The organism is Streptomyces sp. NBC_00376, from assembly GCF_036077095.1.
In the GTDB taxonomy this organism is placed as follows: domain Bacteria; phylum Actinomycetota; class Actinomycetes; order Streptomycetales; family Streptomycetaceae; genus Streptomyces.
Map to the genome: position 1 here is coordinate 196,579 of NZ_CP107960.1, position 22,612 is coordinate 219,190.

Below are 22,612 nucleotides of genomic sequence, written 5' to 3' on the forward strand. Positions count from 1 at the left end.
GGACTCCGTTCTCCTGGACCATCAAGATCCAAGTCTCTCCGGTGTCCAAAAACCGGGGTCAGGGCCCGGCGCCGCACCGCCGCGGACCGGGCCGCCCGCCAGGCGGTCGATGCCAGGCTCGCTGCCCGGATTCGGGCCGTGCACCGGGAATCGGACGGCACCTACGGCGTCCCCAGGATCACCGCCGAGCTCCGTAAGACGGGCGAGCGCGTCAACCACAAGCGGGTCGCGCGCGTGATGCGGAGCATCAATCTCGCAGGCGTGCGGCTGCGTCGCCGCCACCGCACCACGATCCCGGACCCGTCCGCGGCGAAGGCTCCGGACCTGATCGGCCGCGACTTCACCGCGACCGCGCCGAACACGAAGTACGTCGGTGACATCACGTATCTCCCCGTGGACGGCGGGAGGTTCCTCTACCTGGCCACCGTCATCGACCTCGCCTCGCGCCGCCTCGTCGGCTGGGCGATCGCCGATCACATGCGGACCGATCTCGTCACCGACGCTCTGATCGCCGCGGAACGCACCCGCGGCAGCCTGACCGGGGCGATCATGCATGTCGATCACGGGGCCCAGTACACGAGCCGGGCCTTCGCCGACGCCTGCCGCAGAGCCGGCGTCCATCAGTCCATGAGCGCGATCGGCTCCAGCGCGGACAACGCACTCGCGGAATCCTTCAACGCGACGTTCAAGCGCGAAACACTCCAGGGCCGCAAGCACTGGTCCAGCGAGCGCGAGGCCCGCCTCGACGCGTTCCGCTGGCTGCACCGCTACAACACAAGACGCCGTCACTCTCACCTCGGACACCGCAGCCCCATCGCCTACGAAGCAGCACTCCGAGAAGCACCAACTACCCTGACCCAAGCCGCATAAGCCGTTTCCAGGGGGCCTGAACAACCGTGCGGGTGGCGTTGTCACGTTGTTGGGTGTGTGGGTGTGTGGGTGTCTGATGGTGCGTCGAGGTGTGGTGGGGCCGGGTGCCGGCCTGGGCTCAGGCCGCGGTAAGTCGGCCGGTGACGCCGGTGATTTGCTCCCAGGTGGTGAAGCGGATGGTCATTTCGGCTCGGTGTTCGGATGCGGTCATCAGGTGGCGTCGGGGCCGGAAGTGGGGTGAGATGCCGCTGAACGCGGACAGGAACCGCTGGGCCCCGCCCACGCTGCGGAAGCCCTTCATGGCCCGTTCGCGTTGCTCGTCGGCTGGTGGCTGTTCTCGGCCCGGTTGTTCAATCCCTTGTGGGAGCGGTGCTCCACCGAGGGCATGACCTCGCGGTGGGCGGCGCCGTAGGAACGCAGCTTGTCGGTGACGACCACTCGCGGCACCCCGCCCGTCGGCGACATCAGCCTGCGGAAGAAGCGCCTGGCCGCGGCCGTGTCCCGCCGGTTCTGCACCAGGATGTCCACATTGCCGTCCTGGTCGACCACCCGCCACAGATACTTCTGCTCACCGTTGATCTTGATGAAGACCTCGTCCAGATGCCCCTTGCCCCCCGGCCGTGGCTGTCGGCGGCGCAGCGCGCTGGCGTACGCCTGCCCGAACTTCAGACACCAGCGGCGCACGGTCTCGTGGGACACGATGACACCGCGCTCGAGCATCAGCTCCTCGACTTCACGGAAACTGAGCGGGAACCGGAAGTACAGCCACACACCGTGCACGATGACCTCGACCGGGTACCGGTGCCCCCTGTACGACGGCGACACGCTCCCCACGGACGATCCCCCTCCACCATGATCAACCCGAGGATCCTCCCACGCCACCCGCCAACGTGACAGCGCCCTGAGGAGCGATCGCGGGTCAAGGCATACGGACCGGAGCACCCAGCCGGTAGCCGTCGTCGGTGGAGAACTCTGCGGCGACGGCGAAGCGATCCGCTCGGACGAGTGTCTGCCGCCACTCGACCTGGCGTCGGCAGGTGTCGTGACCGAGTCTGTCGATCGCGAACAGCGCTGTGGACTCTGGGCAGTCGAGCAGGGTGCGCTCTCCGCGGCCGGGCGCGACGGCCCGAATGCGCTCCCAGCCGCCACTGATGCGCGTGCCGCAGTGGCGTTCGAGCTCGTCATAGAGCGAGGTGTGGGTGAAGTCGACATCCAGGAGCGGGCGGGCCACGTCCGCAGGCAGCCACACGCGATCGACGGCGAGCGGGTTCTCGTCGGCGAGACGGAGGCGTTCGAGGTAGACGAGCGGTGTGGATTCCTCAAGTCCCAGACGGGCAGCAATGACACCGTCGGCGCGCTGGTCGAGCACACGAACGACGCTGCGCTGGACTGCGCCGACCTCCTCGACAGACCGGAATAGGCTGTACGCCTCACCGACCTTCTGCTCCAGCGGGCGGCCGGCAGTGAACCGGGAGACCTTGCCGCGCCGGGCGGTGACGAGGCCGTCCGTACGAAGCTGACGGAGGGCCTCGCGAACTGTGTGCCGGCTCACCTGGTACTCGACGACGAGGTCGTGCTCGCCGGGGAAGACGTCGCGGAACTCGCCGTCTTCGAGGCGGCGCAGCAGGTCGGCACGCAGCTGTGCCCACAGCGGTTTGCCCGCGGATCGGGTGAGGGGACGGGGATCGGGTCGGGAGGTCACCGTTGCCCTCCTGGGGCTCGGGGGTCGGACGGATGCTACTGGCACAAGGTGAATGTTCGTACATTTACAGGGGCGGCGCAAACCCGCGCTCACCGGTTCCCCCCGGGCAAAGGTGGTAGACCTGGCCCGCAGGGGTGCCGGCCCGACATGACCGCGTTGTGTACGCCAAAGGTCGCGCGACGGGCTCGGATGCCCGTTGCTCAGGCGGCAGCCGATCAGCGTGGGCCGTCACCCGTCGCAGGGTGTACCAACTGCGGCCGTGCGGGAAACCTCAGACGATCACGTCGATGAGCATGAACACAGCCATCGCGAGCAGCAGAGCGGCGAAAGTCCGTTGCAGGGCAGCGCCGGAGAGCTTGGCTGCCAGCCGCTTGCCGTCCCAGGCGCCGAGTACGGCGGCGCCCACGAACGGACCGAAAATCGCGAGGTCGAGGGACATTCCTCCGGCGGCTACGCGGGTGGCGAGGGACGCAACCGAGTTTATGAGGATGACCACGAGGCTGGTGCCGACGGCCGTCCGCATCGGCAGGCGGAGCACCGACACCAGGGCGGGTACGGCAAGGAAGCCGCCGCCGACACCCAGCAACCCGGTCACCGCACCCAGGCCGGCTCCGGCCGCTCCGGTGCGCAGGTACCCGGCCCGGCCGACAGTCCTCCCGTGGCTGTCGGCGGTGTCGGCGCCGCCCGCCTGTTCCGGCGTGTGACCGCCCGCACGCTGTGCGGTCACGCTGGTTCCGCCGGCTGCCCGGACGACGGTCGCATCCGCAGGCCCGGGCGGGCCTGAGAGGGACGCGCCGGACCCCACCGCCGGCTCGGGTGCAGTGGCCTGCGAGGCCGCCTCGGACTCGGGGGCCTGGCGGGTGTGCACCGCGCGGAGACCGCGCAGCATCACCACGGCGGCGAAAGCGGCCAGGACGGCGAACGCAGTGGTCAGCACGGTCTGCGGGATGCGGTGGGCGAGCATGGACGCCCCGATGGCGGGTACCACGCCGGCCGCGGCGAACAGGACGCCGGTCCGCCAGCGGATGTTGCCGGTGCCGACGTGGCGGACGAGGGCGATGACGGAGGTGACGGTGACGACGACCAGACTGGTGGTCCCCGCGTCGGCGGGTGCGACGCCCAGGAGATACACCAGGGCCGGGACCGCGAGCACACCCCCGCCACCGCCGAGCGCGCCGAGAGCCAGGCCGACCACGGCTCCGCAGAGCAGGGCGAGAATCAGCACGCTCACGCCGGGACGCCACCCGGGGTCGTGTCGGCGGGGTACTCGACCTCACCGCGCCAGGCGGAGAAGCCGCCGCGCAGGTCGGTGGTGTCGAAGCCGCGGGCGCGCAGTACGGACGCGGCCACCGATGAGCGATTGCCGCTCGCGCAGAACACGGTCAGCGGCTGGTCGGCCGGCAGTTCGCCCAGGCGGCCGACCAGTTCGGGCAGCGGGATGAGGCGAGCGCCGGGGATGGTGCCGCTTTCACGCACTTCGCCCGGGCCACGCACGTCCAGCAGCTCGAAGCCGTCCGCGTCCTTGGCGAGCCGGTCATCGAGGCCGGTGGCCTCCACGCGCACGGCGGCGGTCAGGTATTCGGCGCCGACGGCGTCAACCGGGGTCGTCAAGGCGCCGAGGACGCGGTCGAAGCCGATGCGGGCGAGCCGGTTGCGGGCCTCGCGCGCGGTGGCCGGGTCGCCGCCCAGGATGATGCTGTCCTGGGCGTCGAGCACCTCGCCGGCGAGCTCGGCGAAGCGCCCGCCGAGGGGGACGTTGACCGCGCCGGGCAAGTGGGCGGAGGCGAACGACTCCGGGTCCCGCGTGTCCAGGACGATGGCGCCGCGCGTCCGGGCGTCGAGGAAGGCGGCCGGGTCGAGGGAGACGACGTGGGTGTTTTCGTCCAGGACTGGACGGGCCTGGCGATTGCGCACGGATGTGAACGCGAAGTAGGCGGGCGCGGCGGGCTGGCCTTCGGTCACAACGGAGACGAACTCGCCCTCGGTCATGTCGGCCAGGGCGTAGTTGTTCAGACGCTGGTTGCCGATCGTGCAGCTCAGCTCGGTCGAGAGGTTCTTGCCGCAAGCCGAGCCGGCCCCGTGCGCCGGGTAGACACGTGTGTCGTCGGGGAGAGTGAGCAGGCGCTCCCGGGTGGAGTGGTACAGCGCGCGAGCCATGTCCTCGGCGGACCGGCCGCGGGCGCTGAGCAGGTCGGGACGGCCGACGTCGCCGATGAACAGCGTGTCTCCGGTGAGGACACCGTGGGGGATGGCGTCGTCGGCATGTTCGCGCACGACGACGCAGATCGACTCGGGGGTGTGGCCAGGGGTATGCAGGATCTCCAGGTCGACCTCGCCGAGGCTGAGGTGCTCGCCGTCGTCCAGGGGGTCGGTGTCGAAGTCGAGCGTGCCGGCGGAGCCATAGGAGATGCGGGCGCCGGTGCGCTCGGCCAGCTCCAGGTGACCGGAGAGGAAGTCGGCGTGGATGTGGGTCTCGAGGACCCGCTCGATGGTCAGGCCGTGACGCTCGGCGGTGGAGATGTAGTCGTTGACATCGCGTTGCGGGTCGACCACGACGGCCCGGCCGGTGGTGCGGTCGCCGACGAGGTACGAGGCGTGGGAGAGGCAGTCTAGGTAGAACTGCACGAAGACCAGCGGTCCGGTGTGGTTCGTCATGACGGGCTCCTGATGATGAGCGGTGACGGTGCGCCGGGGCATCGGGCCCGGGGCGCGGGTGACGAGGTCGGGCGAGCCGTGCGCCGTCTGTGCAGCGCGGCGACGGCAAGGTGGCCAGAAGCAGGGTGGCGATGTACGCCGAGGCCGGGACCGCGGGTGCGACCCGCCGGTTCTCCGGCCGGTGCGGCGGTCGGGTTCCCGCTTTCGGGCGTCGGATCAAGCGAGCCCGCGGAGCATGAGGTTCCAGTAGAGGAACGGCAGGCCGCGCCGCTTGAGGTACCACATGTCGGTGCGTTCGCGGATGGTGTTGATCACCGGGATCGACGGGGTGGGCTGACCGCTGTAGTCGAACTCGGCGAGCAGCATCTTGTTGCGGGCCGTGGTCAGCGGGCATGAGGAGTAGCCGTGGTAGGCGGCGGTGGGTTCCCGGCCGTTCATCGAGGCGAGGAGATTCGCGACGACCACGGGCGCCTGCTTGCGCACGGCCGCGCCGGTCTTGGAGTTCGGGGACGATCCGACGTCTCCGAGGGCCCAGACATTGGGGTACCTGACATGTCGCATGGTGTGTTTGTCGATCTCGACGTAGCCGGCCGGGTCGTCTGCTCCGGCGAGCGGGCTGCGCTTGATCCATTCCGGGGCGCTCTGCGGTGGGACGAGGTGGGCCATGTCGTACGGCAGAGTCTTCCTGCCTCCGGTGCCCAGCTCGGTGACGACCACCTCGCGGGCCTCGGGACGCACCTCGGTGACTTCGCTTCCGTAGTGGACGTTGATGCCGTACCGGCGGACCACGTCATCGAGCACGCGCGCGAACTCCGGAACTCCGAAGATGGCGGCACCGGGTATCACGAGGTGGACGTCGATCTTGCCGAGGACACCCTGCTCCCGCCAGTAGTCGGCGGCGAGGTATGCGATCTTCTGCGGGGCACCGCCGCACTTGATGGCTCCCGTCGGCATGCTGAACACCGCGCTGCCCGAGCGGGTCCCGCGGATGAAGCGCCAGGTCGCGGGAGCAGTGTGCGGCAGGTAATTGCTCGACAGGCCGTCCTTGCCGAGCCCGGCCTCCAGGCCCGGCACCCGATCCCAGTCCAGCTGGATGCCGGGGCAGACCACCAGGTGGTCATAGGAGACGGTGCCGGTGTCATCCAGCGTCACCGCCTGGGCCTCGGGGTCGATGGAGACCGCGGCGCGGTGGATCCACCGCACGCCCTTCGGCATCACGGTCTCCTGCGGGCGGACACTCTCCTTCAGCGGCGCTCGTCCGCCGCCTACCAGCGTCCACAACGGTTGGTAGTAGTGGTGAAGGCTCGGGTCGAGCACTGCGACGTCCTTTTCACCGGCGCGGCGGAGCCGAGCCGCGACCGAGATACCTGCGGTCCCGCCGCCGATGATCACGGTCCGGTGGTGCTGCTTGGTCACCAAGAGAACCCTCCGATCAAATGTACGTACATTCACGTTAGGTGGCCCGGCACCGACAAGCAAGCCGCCTTTGGAAGAATCGCAGAAATTGTACGTACATTTAAGTCCGGCCTCAGCTGAGCGCCCCTCCGCCTCACGCGCGGCCGGGCCCCTCTTCTCCCTGGCCCGGGTGGCACGCCCCGCCCTGCAGCAAGGGTCTCCGCCGCAATCCAGTGCTCAGGCTTCCCAGCGGGAGACCTTCTCGCCGCCGAAGGCCATGTGTCCGTGGCCGAGCGCGGCAGCCGCTCGGCCACCGCCTTGGCGCAGGTGGCGAGGCTGCGGCCGCTGGAGGTCCGTACAGCCGCGAGCAGGCGCCGGGAGCGCACGCTCGTTGAACTGAACGTAGCGGCAAGGACACGGGGCTGGGCCCCGCTGACCTGCCCGGCGGGCGGGAGGCAGCGCCGAGGCAACACCTGTTCCCCTTCCTCTCACGGCCGTCCGGCCGTTTCCTTTGAGTCAGCGCCCGACCGGGACCGCCGACCGGCGGCTTGCGTCCGCGCATCTGGCCCTCCGGATCCCGGACCGGACGTCGCAGAACTGGCCGGTGTCCTGGCAGTGTGTTTTGACCTGACGGATGAAGGGGCGATGAATCGCTTGCTCGTGCTGAAGCGATCGGTGGTCTCGGGCAGGGCAAGCTTGCTGGAGCCGATGAAGGTGAGGTCGTCGGTCAGACCTCGCTCGGCGAACGTGCTGTAGACGCGGGAAAAGCCCATCCGGAACGGCAGCAGGCCACCCTCCCGGATGGACCTGCTGCAGCCGGCGCAGCGAAGTATCCAGGTGGACCTCCTGATGGAAGCCGAGGTGCGGCTGCCCGCCGCAGTGGTGGCTGAGGCCGAGCGGGCGGCAGATTTGCTAGGGCGCATGGCCGCGGGACGGCCCCGGGTACGTCGCGCTGCGGAACTGCCACACGGAGTTCGTCGAGCGTTACTGCCTTCAGCTCGTCAGGGTGAGGCTGGGTGGTCGAGGGCCAGGCCGGTGCCGGCTATGAAGCCGTCGAGGGTGTCTGGCCGGTACTGAAGGCGTTTGAGCCGGGTGCGTACGAGGACTTCGAGCCTGTCCAGGGCGACGACGGCGAGGTTTGCCAGGCTGCGTTTGACGTGCGCCCACACCCCCTCGACTTTCTCGCGCGCAACGACCTGCTGTTGCTGTTCCTGGTGTCCTCCGCCCTTCCACACACGGACGACTACGTCGCCGTGAGGGAACGGCACCGACCGCTACCCCGCGCCTCCGACCTCGTAGTCCCGGCTGACGCACCGTCGAGCGAGTGGCGGTTGCTCCTGTCGGGGCTGCTGGTCGAGAAGCGCTTCGTGGAGTGACAGATCCTGAGCCTGACTCTGTCGGGGACTGTCAGGTGCAGGACTGCTCGACTTCCACGCTTCCACGGTTCGAAGCCATCTGGGCGGTGTTCGTCCCGCTGCTCACCAATCCCTTCGGCGTCTACCTCGCACGGACCTTCGCCGAGGCGTCCGTACCCGACGAGGTACTTGAGGCGTCACGACTCGACGGGCCGGCGAACTGCGCACCTTCGTGAGGATCGCCCTGCCGGTGATGCTGCCCGGATTCGTCACCATCCTGCTGTTCCAGTTCGTCAGCATCTGGAACAACTTCTTCCTCCCTCTGGTGATGCTCACCGACCCCAAGCTGTTCCCCATGACCCTGGGGATCTACCAATGGGGCACCCGCGCACCCCAGTTCCCCGACTACAACCCCCTGGTCATCACCGGCTCCCTGCTCGCCGTGGTCCCCTTGATCGCGGCGTTCATCGTGCTGCAGCGTCAGTGGCGCAGCGGCCTGTCCGCCGGGAGCGTGAAGTGACCGCCTTCGTACGCAGGCCGACCGCGACGTACGGGCCCTCGCCGTGGCGCCTGACGGCGTCCTGTACGCCGTGGGCGGCGGCGCCGAGACGGCTCCCGCCCTGTGGGAGTGGGATCCCGCGACCCGCGAGGTCCGCAACGCGGGCACCCCGGGCCCCAAGGGCACCCTCGTGCGCGCCGTCGCGGCTACCGCAACGACCGTGTTCTTCGGTGCGGGCACCACCTTCAACGGCGGCGGCGACACCGGCAGGGCCACCCTCTACGCCTACGACCGGTCCGCCGGGACGTCAAGCCTCGTAGGTGACAAGAAGCCTGCCTACGTGACAACTAGGGACTGTTTCTCGGATCTCCTGACAGGACTGGGGTGTTGAGGTCAGGGTGGTGGGATGGGTCGTGGGGATCTGACGAATGCGGAGTGGGACCGGCTGGAGTCACTCCTGCCTCGTGGTGGTGGGCGCGGGGGTCGGTGGAGTGACCACCGTCGGGTGATCAACGGGGTTCTCTACCGAGTGCGGACGGGTGTCCAGTGGCGGGACCTGCCGGAGCGGTTTGGGCCGTGGGAGACCGTCTACAAACGGCATCGTCGCTGGTCAGCTGATGGAACCTGGAAGATGCTGCTGTCTCGCATCCAGGCCGCCGAGGATGCCGCGGGCCGGATCGACTGGGATGTGTCCGTGGACTCGACCGCCGTGCGAGCCCACCAGCACGCTGCCGGCGCGCGGAAGGCGTCGGCGGCCGAGGGTCCTCAAAAGGGGAACGTTCGGGGGACGAACCAGGTCGACCCGGTGCTGCGGAAACTGGCCGTCCGGCTGGAGGAGGTGGTCGGATCGGCGAATGCCCGGGACGCTCCCGAGGCGGATTCACCACCAAGATCCACCTCGCCGCCGAGGGACGATGCCGCCCCCTCGCCTTCGTCCTGACACCCGGCCACTACGGCGACGGCCCCCAGCTCGAGGCCGTGCTGGAGGAGATCTCCGTGCCCCGCAGCGGAGTCGGGCGGCCCCGCACCCGACCAGATCACGTCCTGGCGGACAAGGCCTACACGTCCCGAAGAAACCGTCGCCACCTGCGACGACGCGGCATTAAGCACACCATCCCCGAACGCCTCGACCAGCAGAAACACCGGCAGAATCGGGGCTCCCGAGGCGGCCGGCCCACCGGCTTCGACAGCGAGCGCTACAAGAAACGCAACACCGTCGAACGGGCCATCAACCGGCTGAAGGGCTTCCGAGCGGTCGCCACCCGCTACGAGAAACGCGCCTACATCTACCTTGGCACCGTCACCCTCGCGGCCCTCGCGATCTGGCTCCGAACATGATCCAAGAAACAGTGCCTAGTAGTGCTTGGTCATGTTGGTGCGGGGTCTGGCATGTTGCGGTGACAGGTGGGGCAGGCGCCGGTCCAGATCGCGAGGAGTATCTGCAGCTCGTGGACGACTCGGTAGAGGCTCAGGCCGACGCCGTCTCTTTTGGGGATCGGCTCAGTCGCTGCAGGGTGCAGAAGGCGTGGGCGACCGAGACGAGGGTGACGTGGTGGTGCCAGCCTGGCCAGGTTCGGCCTTCGAAGTGGGCCAGGCCCAGGGCCTGTTTCATCTCGCGGTAGTCGTTCTCGATGCGCCAGCGGAGCTTCGCGGTGCGCACGAGGACGGGCAACGGGGTGGTTGCGGGCAGGTTGGAGAGCCAGAACTGCACGGGCTCGTCCTGGTCGGCGGGCCATTCGGCCAGCAACCAGCGGACCGGAAGCTCGGTGGCGGCCGTGGCCTTGCGGATCTCGCGTCCGGCGGGCCGGATCCGCAGGGCCACGAAGCGCGAGTACATGCGTTTGTGCCCGCTGCGGCCACTGCCCGGCCGTGATCCCTCCCTCCACTGCACCGGCCGCGCGGAAGACTTTCCGGCCGCGATGACCAGGCTCTTCACCCTCCGGGCCGGCTCGGGGTAGGCAGGAACCGGCCGTCTGCCCCGGCCTGTGCAGGCCGGGGCAGACGGCTGTGCGTCCTCGGGCTGTGCGGTGGTCGAGGTCGAGATGCCCACCACGTAATCGAGACCGCGTTCTTCCAGGCCGAGCCGGAAGGCGGCGGTGTCACCGTAGCCGCCGTCGGCGATGACCTGGGGCACCTCGATGCCCCAGGACCGCGTCTCGTCGATCATGTCGAGGGCCAGCTGCCACTTCTCGACATGGCCCACCTGGGCAGGGATGGCGCACTTGCCACGGCGGGCCACTTTGGCCTGATCGGCCTTCGGCGAGGCGGGATCCCAGCTCCCGGGCAGGAACAGACGCCAGTTCACCGCCGCCGAGGCGCCGTTGGAAGCCAGGTGCAGCGACACCCCGGCCTGGCAGTTGGTGACCTTGCCCGCAGTGCCGGTGTACTGCCGGGTCACACACGCCGACGCATCCCCGTCCTTGAGGAACCCGGTGTCATCGATGATCAACGCGGTGGGCTTGACGACCGGCTGCATACGCCAGGCCAGACGGGCCCGCACATGCGCCGCATCCCACGGGCTGGAGGTGATGAAGTGGGCCAGCGCCTGCCGGTTCCCGTCTTCGCCCAGGCGGGCGGCCATCGGTTCCACCGACTTGCGCCCGCCGTCCAGCAGCAGGCCCCGCAGATAGACCCCACCCCACCGACGCTGATCCGCTCGCGCGAACGGCTCGAACATCTCCGCCGCGAAGTCCTCCAGATCACACCGGACCGCAGCCAACTCCCCACTCAGCACGTCCTGTCAACGACACGACCCATCAAGAAGACACGCCATCGCAGACCGCACATGACCAAGCACTACTAGCGATCAGGCCAGTTGAGACGATCTCTAATGAGCGGCGTCGCCCCGGGTGCTCCGGGAACAGGCACCACACCTGTCACACCAACCACGAAATTGCGCACCCGCGCACTCTGCCGTCACGGCAGGGGTAGTACGTCCACCACTCGATGAAAGGGAGACCATGAGCTCTTGGATGATGCGGGCCCGTGTGCGGGTCGTGGCGGACGTAGCGGCCAGCAACCCGTACACCCGCCCTCGGGTCTACCGGGCCGGTGACGAACTGGAGATGCTCCTGCGAGGCATCCCCGGCGAGCCTATGGCCTCCGCACAGTGGTGGTCCAGCGCGGACGTGAACGGCGCGTACATCCTCCCCTTCGAAGCGGTGGCTGTTCTGGAACCCCTCGGCCCGACCTGGGTCAAATGCGGCTGGTGCGAAGCAGGTGGGCGGATCGAGCGGGATGATGACGGGCTGGCCTACGTGGACGTGGGAAGCCGGATTGCCCAGCGGCGGCGGGCCGCCAAGGTCGCGACACGGGAAGACCGAGCCTGACCCGATTGTCGGTCCCGGCCCGTACGGTTGAAACCGTCCCCATTCGCGCTTCATGGCTGCAGCGCTACTCGGACGCCCCGCCCGAACATCCCCCGGGCGGGGCCTCACCTCTGGCCTGTTCAATCCCTGCCAGAAGCAGGGGCTTTGGCGGTTCAATGGCTCCATAGGTCATGAAATGCCACGGGGGGGCGGAAGAGTTCGGGTACCAGGTCACGTCACGGCCCGCTGCTGAACTGACAGCAACTGTGCGACCGGAGACAGAGCAAGCACTCAAGGCAGCAAAGGCGGCCTTGGCCGCCGTTTCTTTTGGCTACGCAGGTCCCGCGTTCTTTTTCATCATGTGTTTCGTCATCGCCAGCCTCAGCCCGGATCCACCGGCTTGATGCCTGTGGATAGCTTCTCCGAAAACGAGGAAGTGCCTTGTGACCTGCGATGATGGGAGTTCTTCACGCTTCCAGCACGCACGATCAGCAAGGCACTTCCGAGATGCAATCTTCCCATGCCGCAGCGAGGGTCTCCGCACGGTTTGATGATCCGAATCTGGTCGGGTACGGCGGGCTGGCCCCGGTGGTGCGGCTGGCCGAGCGGTGCGGACTGCCCGCACTCGTCGACGAGCACGTCCGGCTGCCGGCCTCGAAGGACGGCACCGGGGCCTTCCCCGCGGCGAAGCTGATGTCGCTGGTCGGCGGCATGGTCGCCGGGGCGGACAGCATCGATGACATGGACCGGCTGCGGCACGGTGGGCTGCCGCGGCTGTTCAGCGGGGTGCGGGCGCCGTCCACGCTGGGCTCGTACCTGCGCTCCTTCAGCCACGGACACGTGAAGCAACTGCACGCGGTGGCCCGCCGGTTCCTGCCCGAACTGGCCGCGCACACCCCGCTGCTGCCCGGCGCCGACCAGGTGGCCTACGTGGACATCGACGACACGATCCGCCAAACGTACGGCTACTCCAAGCAGGGAGCCGGCTACGGATACAGCAAGGTCAAGGGCTTGAACGCGCTGCTCGGGATCGTCTCCACCCCGCTGGCCGCTCCGGTGATCGCCGCCACCCGCCTGCGCAAGGGACCGTCCAACTCCGCTCGAGGTGCGGCTGCGTTCGTCGCCGAATCGATCCGCACCGCGCAAGCGTGCGGCGCGAGCGGCCTGCTGGTCGTGCGGGCCGACTCCGCGTTCTACGGCGCCGATGTCGTGAACGCCTGCCGGGCCCTGGGCGTCCGGTTCTCGGTCACGTGCGGATGAACGCCTCGGTCAAGGACGCGATCGCGGGCATCGACGAAGCCGCGTGGAAGGCGATCAAGTACCCCAAGGCGGTGTGGGACGAGGAGGGGCAATGCTGGATCTCGGACGCCGAGATAGCCGAGACCACCTACGCCGCCTTCACCTCCAAGCCGAAGAAGCAGCAGGTCACCGCCCGTCTGATCGTGCGCCGCGTCAAACGGCTCAACTCCCGGGCGGTGCCCGAGGGGCAGGGCACGCTCTTCGCTACCTGGCGCTATCACGCCGCGTTCACCGACTCTCCGCTCTCCCTCTTCGATACCGAACGTGATCACAGGCGGCACGCTGTCGTGGAACAGGTGATCGCGGACTTGAAGAACGGCCCGTTCGCCCACGCCCCCTCCGGGCACTTCCAGGCGAACGCCGCCTGGTTCGCGCTGGCCGCTCTCGCGCACAATCTGACCCGCGCCGCCGGCGCCCTGGCGTCCGCCTTCCACGCCAAGGCCACCACCGCAACGATCCGCGACCACCTGATCAACGTGCCGGCCCGCCTGGCCCGTTCGGCCCGGCGCCTCATCCTCCACCTGTCCGAACACTGGCCCTGGGCCAACGACTTCAACCACCTCTTCGACCTGGTGCACGCGCCACCACCCACCACCTGAGAAGCCCTGGCCACCCCGCCCGCAAGGGCCCGAGACCGCCGAACACGTGGAAGAGCTGGACAGACCAGCGGGTACTCCCTGCCCGAACGGCCAGATCATCTCGCCGACCGCCAGGACAACCCCGAAACGATCACTCCGAAATCAAGCCGGTGGATCCAGGCTGAAACGGTCCAGCCACCCCACCGCATGACCCCGGTTATCCGGGCGGATGAACGCCGGTGCGCTGAACAGACCCGAAGTCGCTCACACCCACCGGCAGTAAGTGTTATCGCTCCTGGCAGCCCTTCCCATCATCCAGTACTGCCACCCAGCGGAACGAAGCCGGTCCGGGGTCTCGGCCATGGCCCGCGGGTATGCAAGTGCCACATATCACTTGCGGGCGACGAACCCCCACTGATCGACGGGCTCAGCACCATCTTCGCTCCGGCTCGGACGCCACAGGGAGATGGACCCGAATCCCGGGTCGACCAGTTCCATCCCGTCGGCGCTAGCAAGGATCTCCTCAGGCTGGCGCACCAGGTAGGGCGGAGTGTCTCCGGCCGCGTAGGCTTCCTGGGCCGCCAGCGTCTGTGGTGTGGCGATCGTGTCGCAGAGCACCAGATAACTTCCGGCTACGGTGCCGGTCATGTATCGGCGCATGAGGTCGATGCCGGACTGGGGATCGACATGTCCCAGCGTGGACAGGACCATGACGGCTACCGGCTGAGACATGTCCAGAGTCTGTCCGGCTTCGTGGAGTACTTGTTCAGCTTCCAGCATGTCCGCGTGCACGTAATTCGTCATGCCGTCCGGTGCGCTCGTCAAGAGGGCGCGGGCGTGGGCCAGGACCAGCGGGTCGTTGTCGACGTAGACGATGCGTGCCTTCGGCTGGATGCTCTGGGCGACCTCGTGGGTGCTGTTCTGGACGGGGAGCCCGGTTCCGATGTCGAGAAACTGCGTGATTCCCGCCTCGTCGGCCAGGTAACGCACCGCACGCGCTTGGAAGGCCCGTGACGCACGGGCAAGGTCCCGGGTCTGGGGATAGCTCGCGATAACCTGGTCTCCCAGTTCCTGGTCGACCGGATAGTGGTCCTTGCCTCCGATCCAGTAGTTCCACACGCGGGCCGAGTGCGGTACGCCGCTGCGGATCTGGGCCTCGAGCTCTGTCTGCTCAGTCATTTCGCTTCTCGTCTCGTAGTGTCTGAAGGGCAGCCTTGGTCCTCGGCATCATGCCAGGCCCGCCCACGTGTCAGCTCGGAACGTGCCCTTCACGTCGGGGGCGACGTTGGTGGCGTCCACCTTGGCTTGCAGGGCGTACACGATCGTCTTGTGCCGCTCAGGTCGACGAAAGAGACCGTCTTATCCGAAGATTGCCGCTTTTTTCAAAGGGTGATCTCGTAGATGGCGGTGAAGCCCTTGCGGAAATCCTCTGGTCAACTGCTCCGACGAGCCTGGCATCAACCATGTCGGCTTCTGTCTCCCGCCAAGGGGCTCTGATGAGTTGAGGTTGATCCCCGGGGGTGGACACCGGGTTTCACGCGACGAGTGACAGCGTACGTGACGTGATCAAATGCCGTTCGTACTCAACTGGCGAGAGATAGCCGAGGGCTGAGTGACGGCGGCGCCGGTTGTAGTACGACAGCCACCTGAACAGCTCCAGCCGTGTCTGCGGCTTCGAGGTCCAGCGCCTTCCGTGCAGCAACTCGCGCTTGGGGCCCTGGAAGAACGATTCGGCGAGGGCGTTGTCATAACTTGAGCCGCCGCTGCCCATGATGCGGCGGATGCCGTGCCGACGGCAGACCTCGGCGAAGGCGGCCGATCCATATTGCGCGCCCCTGTCCGTGTGAAAGACGACGCCGTGGACCTGCCCGCCGCGGGCGGCCACGGCCATCTCGATCGCGTCGGTGACCAGCGAGGTGCGCATGCGGTCCGCGATCGACCAGCCGATCACGCGCCGCGAGCAGATATCGATGACCGTGGCGAGATACAGCCAGGTCGAGCCGACGGCGACGTATGTCATGTCGCCGCACCACTTGGTGTTGAGCATGTCCGCCGTGAAGTCACGCATCACCAGGTCCGGCACAGGCGGGGCCGTCTTGTCCTGAATGGTCGTACGCTTCTTGCGCCGCAGGTGCCGTCCGGCAATGCGGTTGATCCTCATCAGTCTGCTCACGCGCTCGCGGTTGATCTTTCTCCCGCGGGAGCGAAGTTCGGCATGGACGCGCGGGGCGCCATAGGCGCCCTGGTGGTCGGCATGGATCTGTCGGATCTGCGACATTGTTCGCTCTTCCTCGACGGCTCGTTCGGCGCGGGCGTCTGCAGTGGCCCGGTGCTGGTAGCCAGCAGGAGCGGGAGACGCCCAGAACCCGGCAGATCCGCTTCACGCCGAAGTCGGCACGGTTCTCTGAGATGAAGTCCCAGCGGCGGGGGCTCACTTCACCTCCCGGGCAAAATAGGCGGCTGCCCTGCGCAGGATCTCGCGCTCCAGCTGCCACTCCTTCTCCGCCTTCAGCAGCCGGGCTTTCTCCGCCCGCAACCGGGCCAGTTCCTCAGCCGGACTCCCCCGGCCTCGCGACGCTCGGGCAGTGCCTGCGACTCGTTTTCCTTGCGGACCCACGTCCGCAGCGACTCGGCGGTGATACCGAGGTCCGCCGCCACCGCCGCGTATGTGCGCTTGCCGCCCGCGGCGCGGTAGAGCGCAATCGCGTCCTTCCTGAACTCCTCCGGATACGGAGACTTGCGTCCCACCTGTACATCCCTCCCTGGACATCAAGAACCATTGTCAGGGTGTCCACTCCAAAGGATCAGCCTCCATCCCCCCGGTCGACCTGGATGTACAGACGCTCGTGCTGGAAGACCTTCGGCTCCGCCGCTTCCGCCTCAGACCACCCTCCGGTCGGCGAGCGCGGCCACATCGGTGAAGTACGCGCGGAACAACGGCTCGTCACCGGGCGGTACCCGGAACGCGGGCGAGGTGCTGTACCAGAAGGCAGCCTGGTCGGTGCCGTAGAGCACGGCGTTCGGATCGCGTACGGTGCCAATGAACAACTGGCCAGGCCGGGCAGGCTTCTTGTAGTGCACCAGTGCCCCGAGCCACCGCAGCGGCACCCGGAGCTCGGATCTGCCCATGGTGAACAGTTCGAACACTCCCCGGTCCACACGCAGATGCAGGTTCTCGTAGTCGAACGTCAGCGGTTCCATGACGGGAAGATAGCCCGGCTCCCGAGTCACAGCGCGATCACCCCCACCACGGCCGCCGCCGCCACGACCAGCACACCCACCACGTTGACGGCCATGTCCCGCTTCCAGGAGCGGCGTTCGGCCTCGACGTCCAGGACGAAGAGGGCCGGGTCGTCGGGGTCGTAGTGGATCGTGAGGTCCAGGCCCCGTGATCCGGCGGTGTCCGGTATTCCGGGCTCGCAGTAGGCCGTGACCTCCCTGCTGTCGAGGGTGGTGAAGGTGACGACCGGCATCAGGTTGGTCAGGGTGTGGCCGTCGTTGGAGTCGACGGTGACGCTCTTGAGGACGGCGACGACACGGCCGGGTACGGCAACCATGGCGGCCAGTTGGTCGATACGGCGGTTCCTGTCGCGGATGTTGCCGGGCAGATGGTACAGGCCGGAAAGGGCCCAGGGCCCGCAGAGGCCGAGCAGCGCCCACGGCCAGCCCAAGTCGATCGCGGCGACGGCGACCAGACCGGCGTAGACGAGGAAGAGCGCGAAGTTCGCCCAGCCGAGGCCGCGCCCGCCTTCGGAGAGGTGGTTGGCGAACCGGAAGGCGTGGGGTCTGCCGCGCGGATAGTGGACCCCGATCTCCCGGCCCGTCCAGGCCACGCTGATCCTCTCGCCGCGCTCACCCTCGTTGGTGACGGTGAACTCCTGCCCGGTGGACGGGTCCTGGAAGGAGACGACCACGGCTATCCCGTCGCTCGGGGAGCTTCCGTGCCGGGGCTCGTCCACCCGCTCGATCCGTCCCGTCGCCCGGACCGTCCGCTGCACCCGGGTCATCCCGGCCAGCGACCTCCCGTATCCGACCAGCGCCCACGCGCCGAACACCCCGCACCACAGCGCCGGATACACATGCCAGTCCATGGATCAGCCTCCTGCCGAGACGCGCCGTACGACCTTGCCCTGCCCGTCCGCCTCCAGATAGGCGGTGCCTTCGGAGCCGGTCACGGAGACCCTGAGGGCCACCCTGCCGGTGAGGCGGTCGGCGGTGAGCTGCCAGGTGCGCGGGGAGCCGATGCCGAGCGTGGTCGTGGCCTCCTTCACCAGGGCGGGAACACGGTCGTACGGCGGGGAATCCAGGTCGAGTCGGGAGGCCGCCTGGGTGCCGGTGGGGGCGAAGACGACCGTCAGCAGGCGTTCCTGTACGACGACGGTGAGCACCCGCTGCTTGTCCTCGCCCTTGGCGAGCGCGGCGACGGAACGGCCCAACCTGCCCTCGTCCAGGAAGGATTGACCGGGGCCGAGGGCCACCGTGCCGGACGCCGACGACACGGTGGTCGTGGACGACGGGGAGGTGCTGGAGGAGGAGACCGACGGCCGCGCGGTATCGGTGTCGTCCTGGTCGAACAGGTCCGCGCGGAACAACAGGACGACCAGGGCCGCGCCGAGCAGCAGACCGAGGAACCCGACCAGGGTGGCACCGCAGCCTTCCAAGGGGTCGCTCGCCCGGGCCGGTCCGGGTGCCGAGTCGAGGCGGGCCGAGGCGGCCCGTTCCTCCCAGTCCGGTGTCGGTCGTTTGACGATCCTCACCTTCAGCGGCCGGTCCGGCGGGTACTGGGCGACCAGGATGCCGCGCGGCCGGTAGTCGGGCAGGTCGGCGAGGTTGATGTCCTGCGTGAACTCGACGCGGTACGCCGGTGCGTCGTCCGGTGCGACTGTGAGGTCGAACTTCACCGGTATGTCGCTCGTCTCACCCCCGACGGCCTCCAGGCCCTCGATCATCGCGAGGGCCAGGTGCGGCGGGATCGCCGCTTCCCGGGCGCGCCTCGGCATGCCGGCGAGGTAGCGGATCAGGACGTAGACCGCGAGCAAGCACGCTCCCCCGACAATCAGCGGCTCGTTCTCAATGACGATCCCGACGACGCCGGCCGCCAGGGACGCCCCCGTCACGCCGCCCGTGAGGAACCCCCGGGCAAGCGCGACGGGCCTGTTGTGCGTGGGCGGCGGCGCGGCGCTCGTGGTGATCGTCATACGGGCGATTGTGCTGGGTTCAGGCGACGTCCGGTAGACCTCTCTCGCCAAGGGCGTTCGGCGGTCCTGCCGATACCGATGCCGTACGACCGAAGGGTGTTCGCGTTGTCGAGCAAGTCGAGGAACACGTCCGCCGCCGTACGGACGGTCAGCGCCTTCCCGACCACCCGCTTCCAGCGCTGGACCGACCCCCAGGTGGCCGCCGCCGGCTCCCTGCTCCGCGCCTTCCACGACGCCACCCGCGGCAGCCGCCTGACCGGCCGGCACCCCGTGGTCTGCCACCACGACCCGGGGCCGAACAACACGGTCTTCGCAGACGACATCCCGGTCGCCTTCATCGACTTCGACACCGCTGCCCCCGGCGATCCCCTCGAAGACCTCGGCTACACGGCCTGGACCTGGTGCATCTCCTCCAAGCCCGACGCCCCGCCCGCTACCGTCCAGGCCGCACAGCTACGCATCCTCGCCGACGTGTACGGGCTCGACGCCACCTCCCGCTCCAGCCTCATCGATGCCGCGCTCGACCGCCAGACCCGCAACGCCCAGTGCTGGCGCAGCCACCTCGCGCGCCCGTCCCCACGTGTCGCCGATGACCACGAGATCACCGGCCGAATCCGGTGGTCCGAGCGGGAACACGCCTACACCTCGGCCAACCGCGCGACCTTCGACGCAGCCCTGCACTGACACCCACCCGATCCACCCGCCTACCCGATCAGCAGGCCCTTCAGTGCCTGACGCTGTCGAGGATCTTGAAATCTGGAGCTGCCGATCACGACGGGCATGGCGAGTCACGCCGGCATCACAGACCACGAACGATGCGTTCGCCCAACGGTCACCAGGACGATGGCAGGTTCTTCACAGGGCGCACAACCTGAAGCCGACCCCTCTGAGCGGGTAAAACGCACCGCCTAAGGCTTGTCCCGCAATTGATCTCGGAGTGGCCAGGCGCGATGCTGTCCCAGTTCGGTCCGTTCGCCTATCCGGCGAGGACGAGGTTGTGCAGGCGGGCAATGCCGGCCATGGCGTGGTGGACGCCGTCTCCTCTCAGGCGGCAGTCGCGCAGAATCTTCCAGGTCTTCATGCGGGCGAAGGCGTGCTCGACGCGGGCCCGGACCTGTTTGTGTGAACGGTTGTGCTCCTGCTTCCAGTCGGGCAGGTCCTCGCCTTTGCGTCGCCGGTGGGGCATGACGAGTCCGGTGCCCGGATAGCCCCCGTCAGCGATCGTCGTGGTGGTGCCGACGGCGGCCTTGGCACCGGATTCCTCCCATGCCTTGCAGTCGTTGCGGTTGCCGGGCAGAGGCTGGCCAACCAGGACGACGAGCCGGGTGTCGGCGTCGATGACGACCTGGTGATTGGTTGAGTACCGGTAGTTCTTGGACTGCTCAGCCACTGTGTGGTCCCGGGTGGGCACCAAGGTGCCGTCCACGATGAGCACGGTGTCCTTCCGGAACCGCTTGCGCGGCTGGAGTGCGAGCAACGGGCCGAGATGGTCGATGATGCGGTCTGCCGCCGACTTCGACACCCCGAACAGCGGGGCAAGCTGGCGCATCGTCAAGTTCGTGCGCCAGTACACCGCGATCAACAACGCTCGGTCTTCCAGCGGAAGACCCCATGGACGCCCCTTGCGGATCGCGTCCGCTCCGTCGCGCCGAAGCGCGGTCACCAACTTGGCGAACTGGCGCGGGCTCAGCCCGGTGAACGGGCCTATCCAAGACGGCTCTGACGCCGTGATCACACCAGCCACGTCATGATCATTCCATCCCGTCCCGACCGGATGGAAGAGCCGTCAAACCTCTGGGATGAAGGACGGCTCGATACCCATCGCAGCGACGCCCTCACGCACAGAGCGGTCGAACTCCTTGATCTCCGCCACGAGAACATCCCAGACGATGGGCGAGGTCCAGCAGTCGGGCTGGAAGTCGGAGCCGACTCGCCAACCTCCATCAGAGCCCACGATGCGGATCAGTCCCGCATCCGCTTGCATCGAGTCGAACCTGAAACCCTCCTGGCCGGCGAGCGGACTCTGGAGCCAGCGCGCCAGGTGGTAAGCAAGCTCGGCCACGGGAAACGCTTCCTCGGACCACACCGCCCTCCCCTCTTCCCAGATGGACAGCTCTGCCTCTATGTCGAGGAGAAGCAGCTCCAGGGGAGCCTCGTGTGTGGCGAGACCGCGCCGCGGCAGATCCGACAGTCCAAAGCTCCGGCAGACGAACCTCACCGCTCGGCCTCCATGAAATCCGAGGCCCGCTACACCTCCAGGCCATGCAAATGCGGACAACCGTACCAAGTCATGCCGGTCACCCTGCCTGGCACACCATTTGCGGGACAAGCCTTAATCGACATGCCCGTCCTTTTCGGCAGCTCCAGATTTCAAGATCTCCGACAGTGTCAGGTACTAACGAAGGCCCACCGCAGCCCGGTGCCGTCGCTTATCGTGCGCCTGGCTCCCCCTGCTTGCCCAGAGAGCTCTTCCTCCAGAACGTGAAGGAGAACACTTTCTGCTCGTGCTTGGTCTGCTCGTATTTGAGGGCGCCCTTGGACCCCGACCGGCTCGCGGCTCGGCGGGCCAACCGGTCGGCATCGTGTGTCAGACTCGCTTGTGCGAGCGAGATCACCAGCATCTCCTGCTGCTCTGTGGTCCAGGTTTCCGTCACGGCGGCGAAGAGTTGATCGATGACGTCCGTGGCACGCGGGTGCGTCGGGTGATCGCTTTTGTGCAATTGCCTCAGAAGCAGCACGAGTTCGGCGCTGTCGCCGTTGCTGATGCAGCCTCACGCCACGGCGTCGACAGCGCGCAGCCGCTGAGCAGCGGCCAGGGCGAGCAGCAGCGGCGCCATGTCCTGCCCAGGTACCGCGCACGCTCGGGCATACAGGCCGGCTTCCTGTACGACGGCGGAACCCGACTGGTCCAGCACCCGCAGGAACTGCCCCGCGTGACCGGTGGGCTTGTCCGTCAGAGTCTGCTGGAACACCGCCTCGGCCAGCGACAGCAGTTCACTGCTCTCCAGACAGGTCAGCAGATGCGCGGCTCGCTCGGGACTACCCGTGGCGGTGACCATCCGCAACACGGCCTCCGCACCGGGGTAGGCCTCGTCCGGATACCGCAGGAGGAACCGTGTCGCGACCGCGGAGTGGCGCATAGAGCCGATCAATGCCTGGGCAGCCTGCGGAAGATGGTCCGTACTGTACAGACCGGCGATCATGGTGGCCATGGCGTCGGCCGGCCAACGGCTCACCGCCCGGTCCACGACCACGGCGGCGGAGTCGCTGCGCCTCCCCTGTACCAGCACACGTACCAACGCCAGTACATGCGAGACGCTCCGGTCCTGTGTCGCACAGAGGATCAGGTCAGCTTCCCCGGCCGTTCCCCGGGCGGTGAAGCACTCAATCACATTGACGACGTCCTTCGCCGCACACCGTTCGGCGACCGCGAGGGCAGTGCCTCAGCATGCTTGTGCCGGCCCGCTGCGCGCAGGGCGATGGTGAGTTCCGCCGAAATGCGCGGGTTGAGGGAAGCGGTCAACGCCCTCACCTCGCCCGTACCGTTCACGCCGACTTCCGTCGCCAGTAACAGATCCGGACCGGCCGCCCACGAGGTCAAACTGCCGTCGGAAATCGCCGAGCCCCTCACCACGGAAAGCCAGATCCCGGTGGCCGCGGCAACGAACACAGAACGCCGCGCCGCAGATCGCAGCGACCGCTGTAATTCCGGCGCAGCGGGACGGCGGCAACGCGGACAGCCCGTTGCTGTCG

18 protein-coding genes and 6 pseudogenes are annotated in these 22,612 nt (G+C 68.0%); 8 read left to right on the plus strand and 16 right to left on the minus strand.

Translation table 11 applies throughout. From position 1 onward, the window contains the following. Nucleotides 1-36 precede the first annotated feature (36 nt). Nucleotides 37-870, plus strand: a pseudogene (locus tag OG842_RS01055) (IS3 family transposase); the annotation flags it as partial. Between the two features lie 118 nt (nt 871-988). Here the strand turns inward: OG842_RS01055 and OG842_RS01060 are convergent. The 5 genes and pseudogenes from OG842_RS01060 to OG842_RS01080 form a co-directional block, all read right to left on the minus strand. Further along, a pseudogene (locus OG842_RS01060) lies at nt 989-1,704 on the minus strand (IS6 family transposase). An 85-nt stretch (nt 1,705-1,789) separates the two neighbouring features. Continuing rightward, entirely contained in the window at nt 1,790-2,572 is a 783-nt protein-coding gene (locus OG842_RS01065; protein WP_266726638.1) for a GntR family transcriptional regulator, read from the minus strand. 271 nt (nt 2,573-2,843) lie between these two features. Then, a complete protein-coding gene (locus OG842_RS01070) occupies nt 2,844-3,803 on the minus strand; it encodes a sulfite exporter TauE/SafE family protein (RefSeq protein ID WP_266726640.1) in 960 nt (319 codons plus the stop codon). Beyond that, nucleotides 3,800-5,227 (minus strand): MBL fold metallo-hydrolase, encoded by a 1,428-nt coding sequence (locus OG842_RS01075; protein WP_266726642.1) that lies wholly within the window; start codon nt 5,225-5,227, stop codon nt 3,800-3,802. Before OG842_RS01075 ends, OG842_RS01070 begins: the two co-directional genes overlap by 4 nt. A 216-nt stretch (nt 5,228-5,443) precedes the next feature. After that, nucleotides 5,444-6,646: an NAD(P)/FAD-dependent oxidoreductase gene (locus tag OG842_RS01080; protein ID WP_266726644.1), complete on the minus strand. Its 1,203-nt coding sequence runs from the start codon at nt 6,644-6,646 to the stop codon at nt 5,444-5,446. A 777-nt stretch (nt 6,647-7,423) separates the two neighbouring features. On the opposite strand from OG842_RS01080, the gene OG842_RS45095 reads away from it, so the two are divergent. Next, a complete protein-coding gene (locus OG842_RS45095) occupies nt 7,424-7,699 on the plus strand; it encodes a hypothetical protein (protein WP_353962593.1) in 276 nt (91 codons plus the stop codon). On the opposite strand, the pseudogene OG842_RS01085 reads toward OG842_RS45095, so the two are convergent. Further along, a pseudogene (locus OG842_RS01085) lies at nt 7,624-7,800 on the minus strand (IS630 family transposase); the annotation flags it as partial. The gene OG842_RS45095 and the pseudogene OG842_RS01085 overlap by 76 nt on opposite strands. A gap of 278 nt (nt 7,801-8,078) precedes the next feature. Between OG842_RS01085 and OG842_RS01090 the strand changes: the two are divergent. The 3 genes and pseudogenes from OG842_RS01090 to OG842_RS01100 form a co-directional block, all read left to right on the plus strand. Further along, nucleotides 8,079-8,497 (plus strand): annotated as a pseudogene (locus tag OG842_RS01090) (carbohydrate ABC transporter permease); the annotation flags it as partial. A gap of 43 nt (nt 8,498-8,540) precedes the next feature. Next, the gene (locus tag OG842_RS01095; RefSeq protein ID WP_266726646.1) at nt 8,541-8,867 is read left to right on the plus strand and encodes a hypothetical protein; all 327 of its coding nucleotides are present in this window, start codon (nt 8,541-8,543) and stop codon (nt 8,865-8,867) included. Between the two features lie 15 nt (nt 8,868-8,882). After that, nucleotides 8,883-9,814, plus strand: a protein-coding gene (locus tag OG842_RS01100; protein WP_443063953.1) for an IS5 family transposase whose coding sequence is annotated in 2 segments (ribosomal slippage) — nt 8,883-9,230 and nt 9,233-9,814 — 930 coding nt in all. Because the reading frame shifts where the segments join, the coding sequence is not laid out codon by codon here. 130 nt (nt 9,815-9,944) lie between these two features. Here OG842_RS01100 and OG842_RS01105 read toward each other — a convergent pair. Then, nucleotides 9,945-11,210 carry an IS701 family transposase gene (locus OG842_RS01105; RefSeq protein WP_443063954.1) on the minus strand — a complete coding sequence of 422 codons (1,266 nt, stop codon included), beginning with the start codon at nt 11,208-11,210 and terminating at the stop codon, nt 9,945-9,947. A gap of 226 nt (nt 11,211-11,436) precedes the next feature. Here OG842_RS01105 and OG842_RS01110 point away from each other — a divergent pair, with 226 nt between their 5' ends. Both OG842_RS01110 and OG842_RS01115 read left to right on the plus strand, forming a co-directional pair. After that, nucleotides 11,437-11,805: a hypothetical protein gene (locus tag OG842_RS01110; RefSeq protein WP_266726648.1), complete on the plus strand. Its 369-nt coding sequence runs from the start codon at nt 11,437-11,439 to the stop codon at nt 11,803-11,805. 486 nt (nt 11,806-12,291) lie between these two features. Continuing rightward, a pseudogene (locus OG842_RS01115) lies at nt 12,292-13,682 on the plus strand (IS1380 family transposase). A 369-nt stretch (nt 13,683-14,051) separates the two neighbouring features. Here the strand turns inward: OG842_RS01115 and OG842_RS01120 are convergent. The 5 genes and pseudogenes from OG842_RS01120 to OG842_RS01140 form a co-directional block, all read right to left on the minus strand. Further along, nucleotides 14,052-14,840 (minus strand): SAM-dependent methyltransferase, encoded by a 789-nt coding sequence (locus OG842_RS01120; RefSeq protein WP_266726650.1) that lies wholly within the window; start codon nt 14,838-14,840, stop codon nt 14,052-14,054. A 355-nt stretch (nt 14,841-15,195) separates the two neighbouring features. After that, a pseudogene (locus OG842_RS01125) lies at nt 15,196-16,409 on the minus strand (IS3 family transposase). A 132-nt stretch (nt 16,410-16,541) separates the two neighbouring features. Next, nucleotides 16,542-16,862 (minus strand): hypothetical protein, encoded by a 321-nt coding sequence (locus OG842_RS01130; RefSeq protein WP_266726652.1) that lies wholly within the window; start codon nt 16,860-16,862, stop codon nt 16,542-16,544. Between the two features lie 26 nt (nt 16,863-16,888). After that, entirely contained in the window at nt 16,889-17,752 is an 864-nt protein-coding gene (locus tag OG842_RS01135) for a DUF3592 domain-containing protein (protein WP_266726654.1), read from the minus strand. Between the two features lie 3 nt (nt 17,753-17,755). Next, entirely contained in the window at nt 17,756-18,859 is a 1,104-nt protein-coding gene (locus OG842_RS01140; RefSeq protein ID WP_266726656.1) for a hypothetical protein, read from the minus strand. A 105-nt stretch (nt 18,860-18,964) separates the two neighbouring features. Here OG842_RS01140 and OG842_RS01150 point away from each other — a divergent pair, with 105 nt between their 5' ends. Continuing rightward, nucleotides 18,965-19,543 carry a phosphotransferase family protein gene (locus OG842_RS01150; protein ID WP_266726658.1) on the plus strand — a complete coding sequence of 193 codons (579 nt, stop codon included), beginning with the start codon at nt 18,965-18,967 and terminating at the stop codon, nt 19,541-19,543. Nucleotides 19,544-19,835: 292 nt separating this feature from the next. Here the strand turns inward: OG842_RS01150 and OG842_RS01155 are convergent, their stop codons facing one another. The 4 genes from OG842_RS01155 to OG842_RS01170 form a co-directional block, all read right to left on the minus strand. Then, nucleotides 19,836-20,603 carry a transposase gene (locus tag OG842_RS01155; RefSeq protein ID WP_266735643.1) on the minus strand — a complete coding sequence of 256 codons (768 nt, stop codon included), beginning with the start codon at nt 20,601-20,603 and terminating at the stop codon, nt 19,836-19,838. A gap of 42 nt (nt 20,604-20,645) precedes the next feature. Further along, nucleotides 20,646-21,077, minus strand: coding sequence for a DUF7878 domain-containing protein (locus tag OG842_RS01160; protein ID WP_266643999.1), 432 nt, complete (start codon nt 21,075-21,077; stop codon nt 20,646-20,648). A gap of 211 nt (nt 21,078-21,288) precedes the next feature. Then, nucleotides 21,289-21,597 (minus strand): hypothetical protein, encoded by a 309-nt coding sequence (locus tag OG842_RS01165; RefSeq protein ID WP_266726660.1) that lies wholly within the window; start codon nt 21,595-21,597, stop codon nt 21,289-21,291. 33 nt (nt 21,598-21,630) lie between these two features. Continuing rightward, the gene (locus OG842_RS01170) at nt 21,631-22,149 is read right to left on the minus strand and encodes a hypothetical protein (RefSeq protein WP_266726662.1); all 519 of its coding nucleotides are present in this window, start codon (nt 22,147-22,149) and stop codon (nt 21,631-21,633) included. Nucleotides 22,150-22,612: the final 463 nt, after the last annotated feature.

Excerpts from the sequence above, each read along its gene's own strand:
- OG842_RS01075 (WP_266726642.1), bottom strand. The coding sequence starts at position 5,227 with ATGACGAACCACACCGGACCGCTGGTCTTCGTGCAGTTCTACCTAGAC.
- OG842_RS45095 (WP_353962593.1), top strand. The coding sequence starts at position 7,424 with ATGGACCTGCTGCAGCCGGCGCAGCGAAGTATCCAGGTGGACCTCCTG.
- OG842_RS01110 (WP_266726648.1), top strand. The coding sequence starts at position 11,437 with ATGAGCTCTTGGATGATGCGGGCCCGTGTGCGGGTCGTGGCGGACGTA.
- OG842_RS01120 (WP_266726650.1), bottom strand. The coding sequence starts at position 14,840 with ATGACTGAGCAGACAGAGCTCGAGGCCCAGATCCGCAGCGGCGTACCG.
- OG842_RS01130 (WP_266726652.1), bottom strand. The coding sequence starts at position 16,862 with ATGGAACCGCTGACGTTCGACTACGAGAACCTGCATCTGCGTGTGGAC.
- OG842_RS01135 (WP_266726654.1), bottom strand. The coding sequence starts at position 17,752 with ATGGACTGGCATGTGTATCCGGCGCTGTGGTGCGGGGTGTTCGGCGCG.
- OG842_RS01140 (WP_266726656.1), bottom strand. The coding sequence starts at position 18,859 with ATGACGATCACCACGAGCGCCGCGCCGCCGCCCACGCACAACAGGCCC.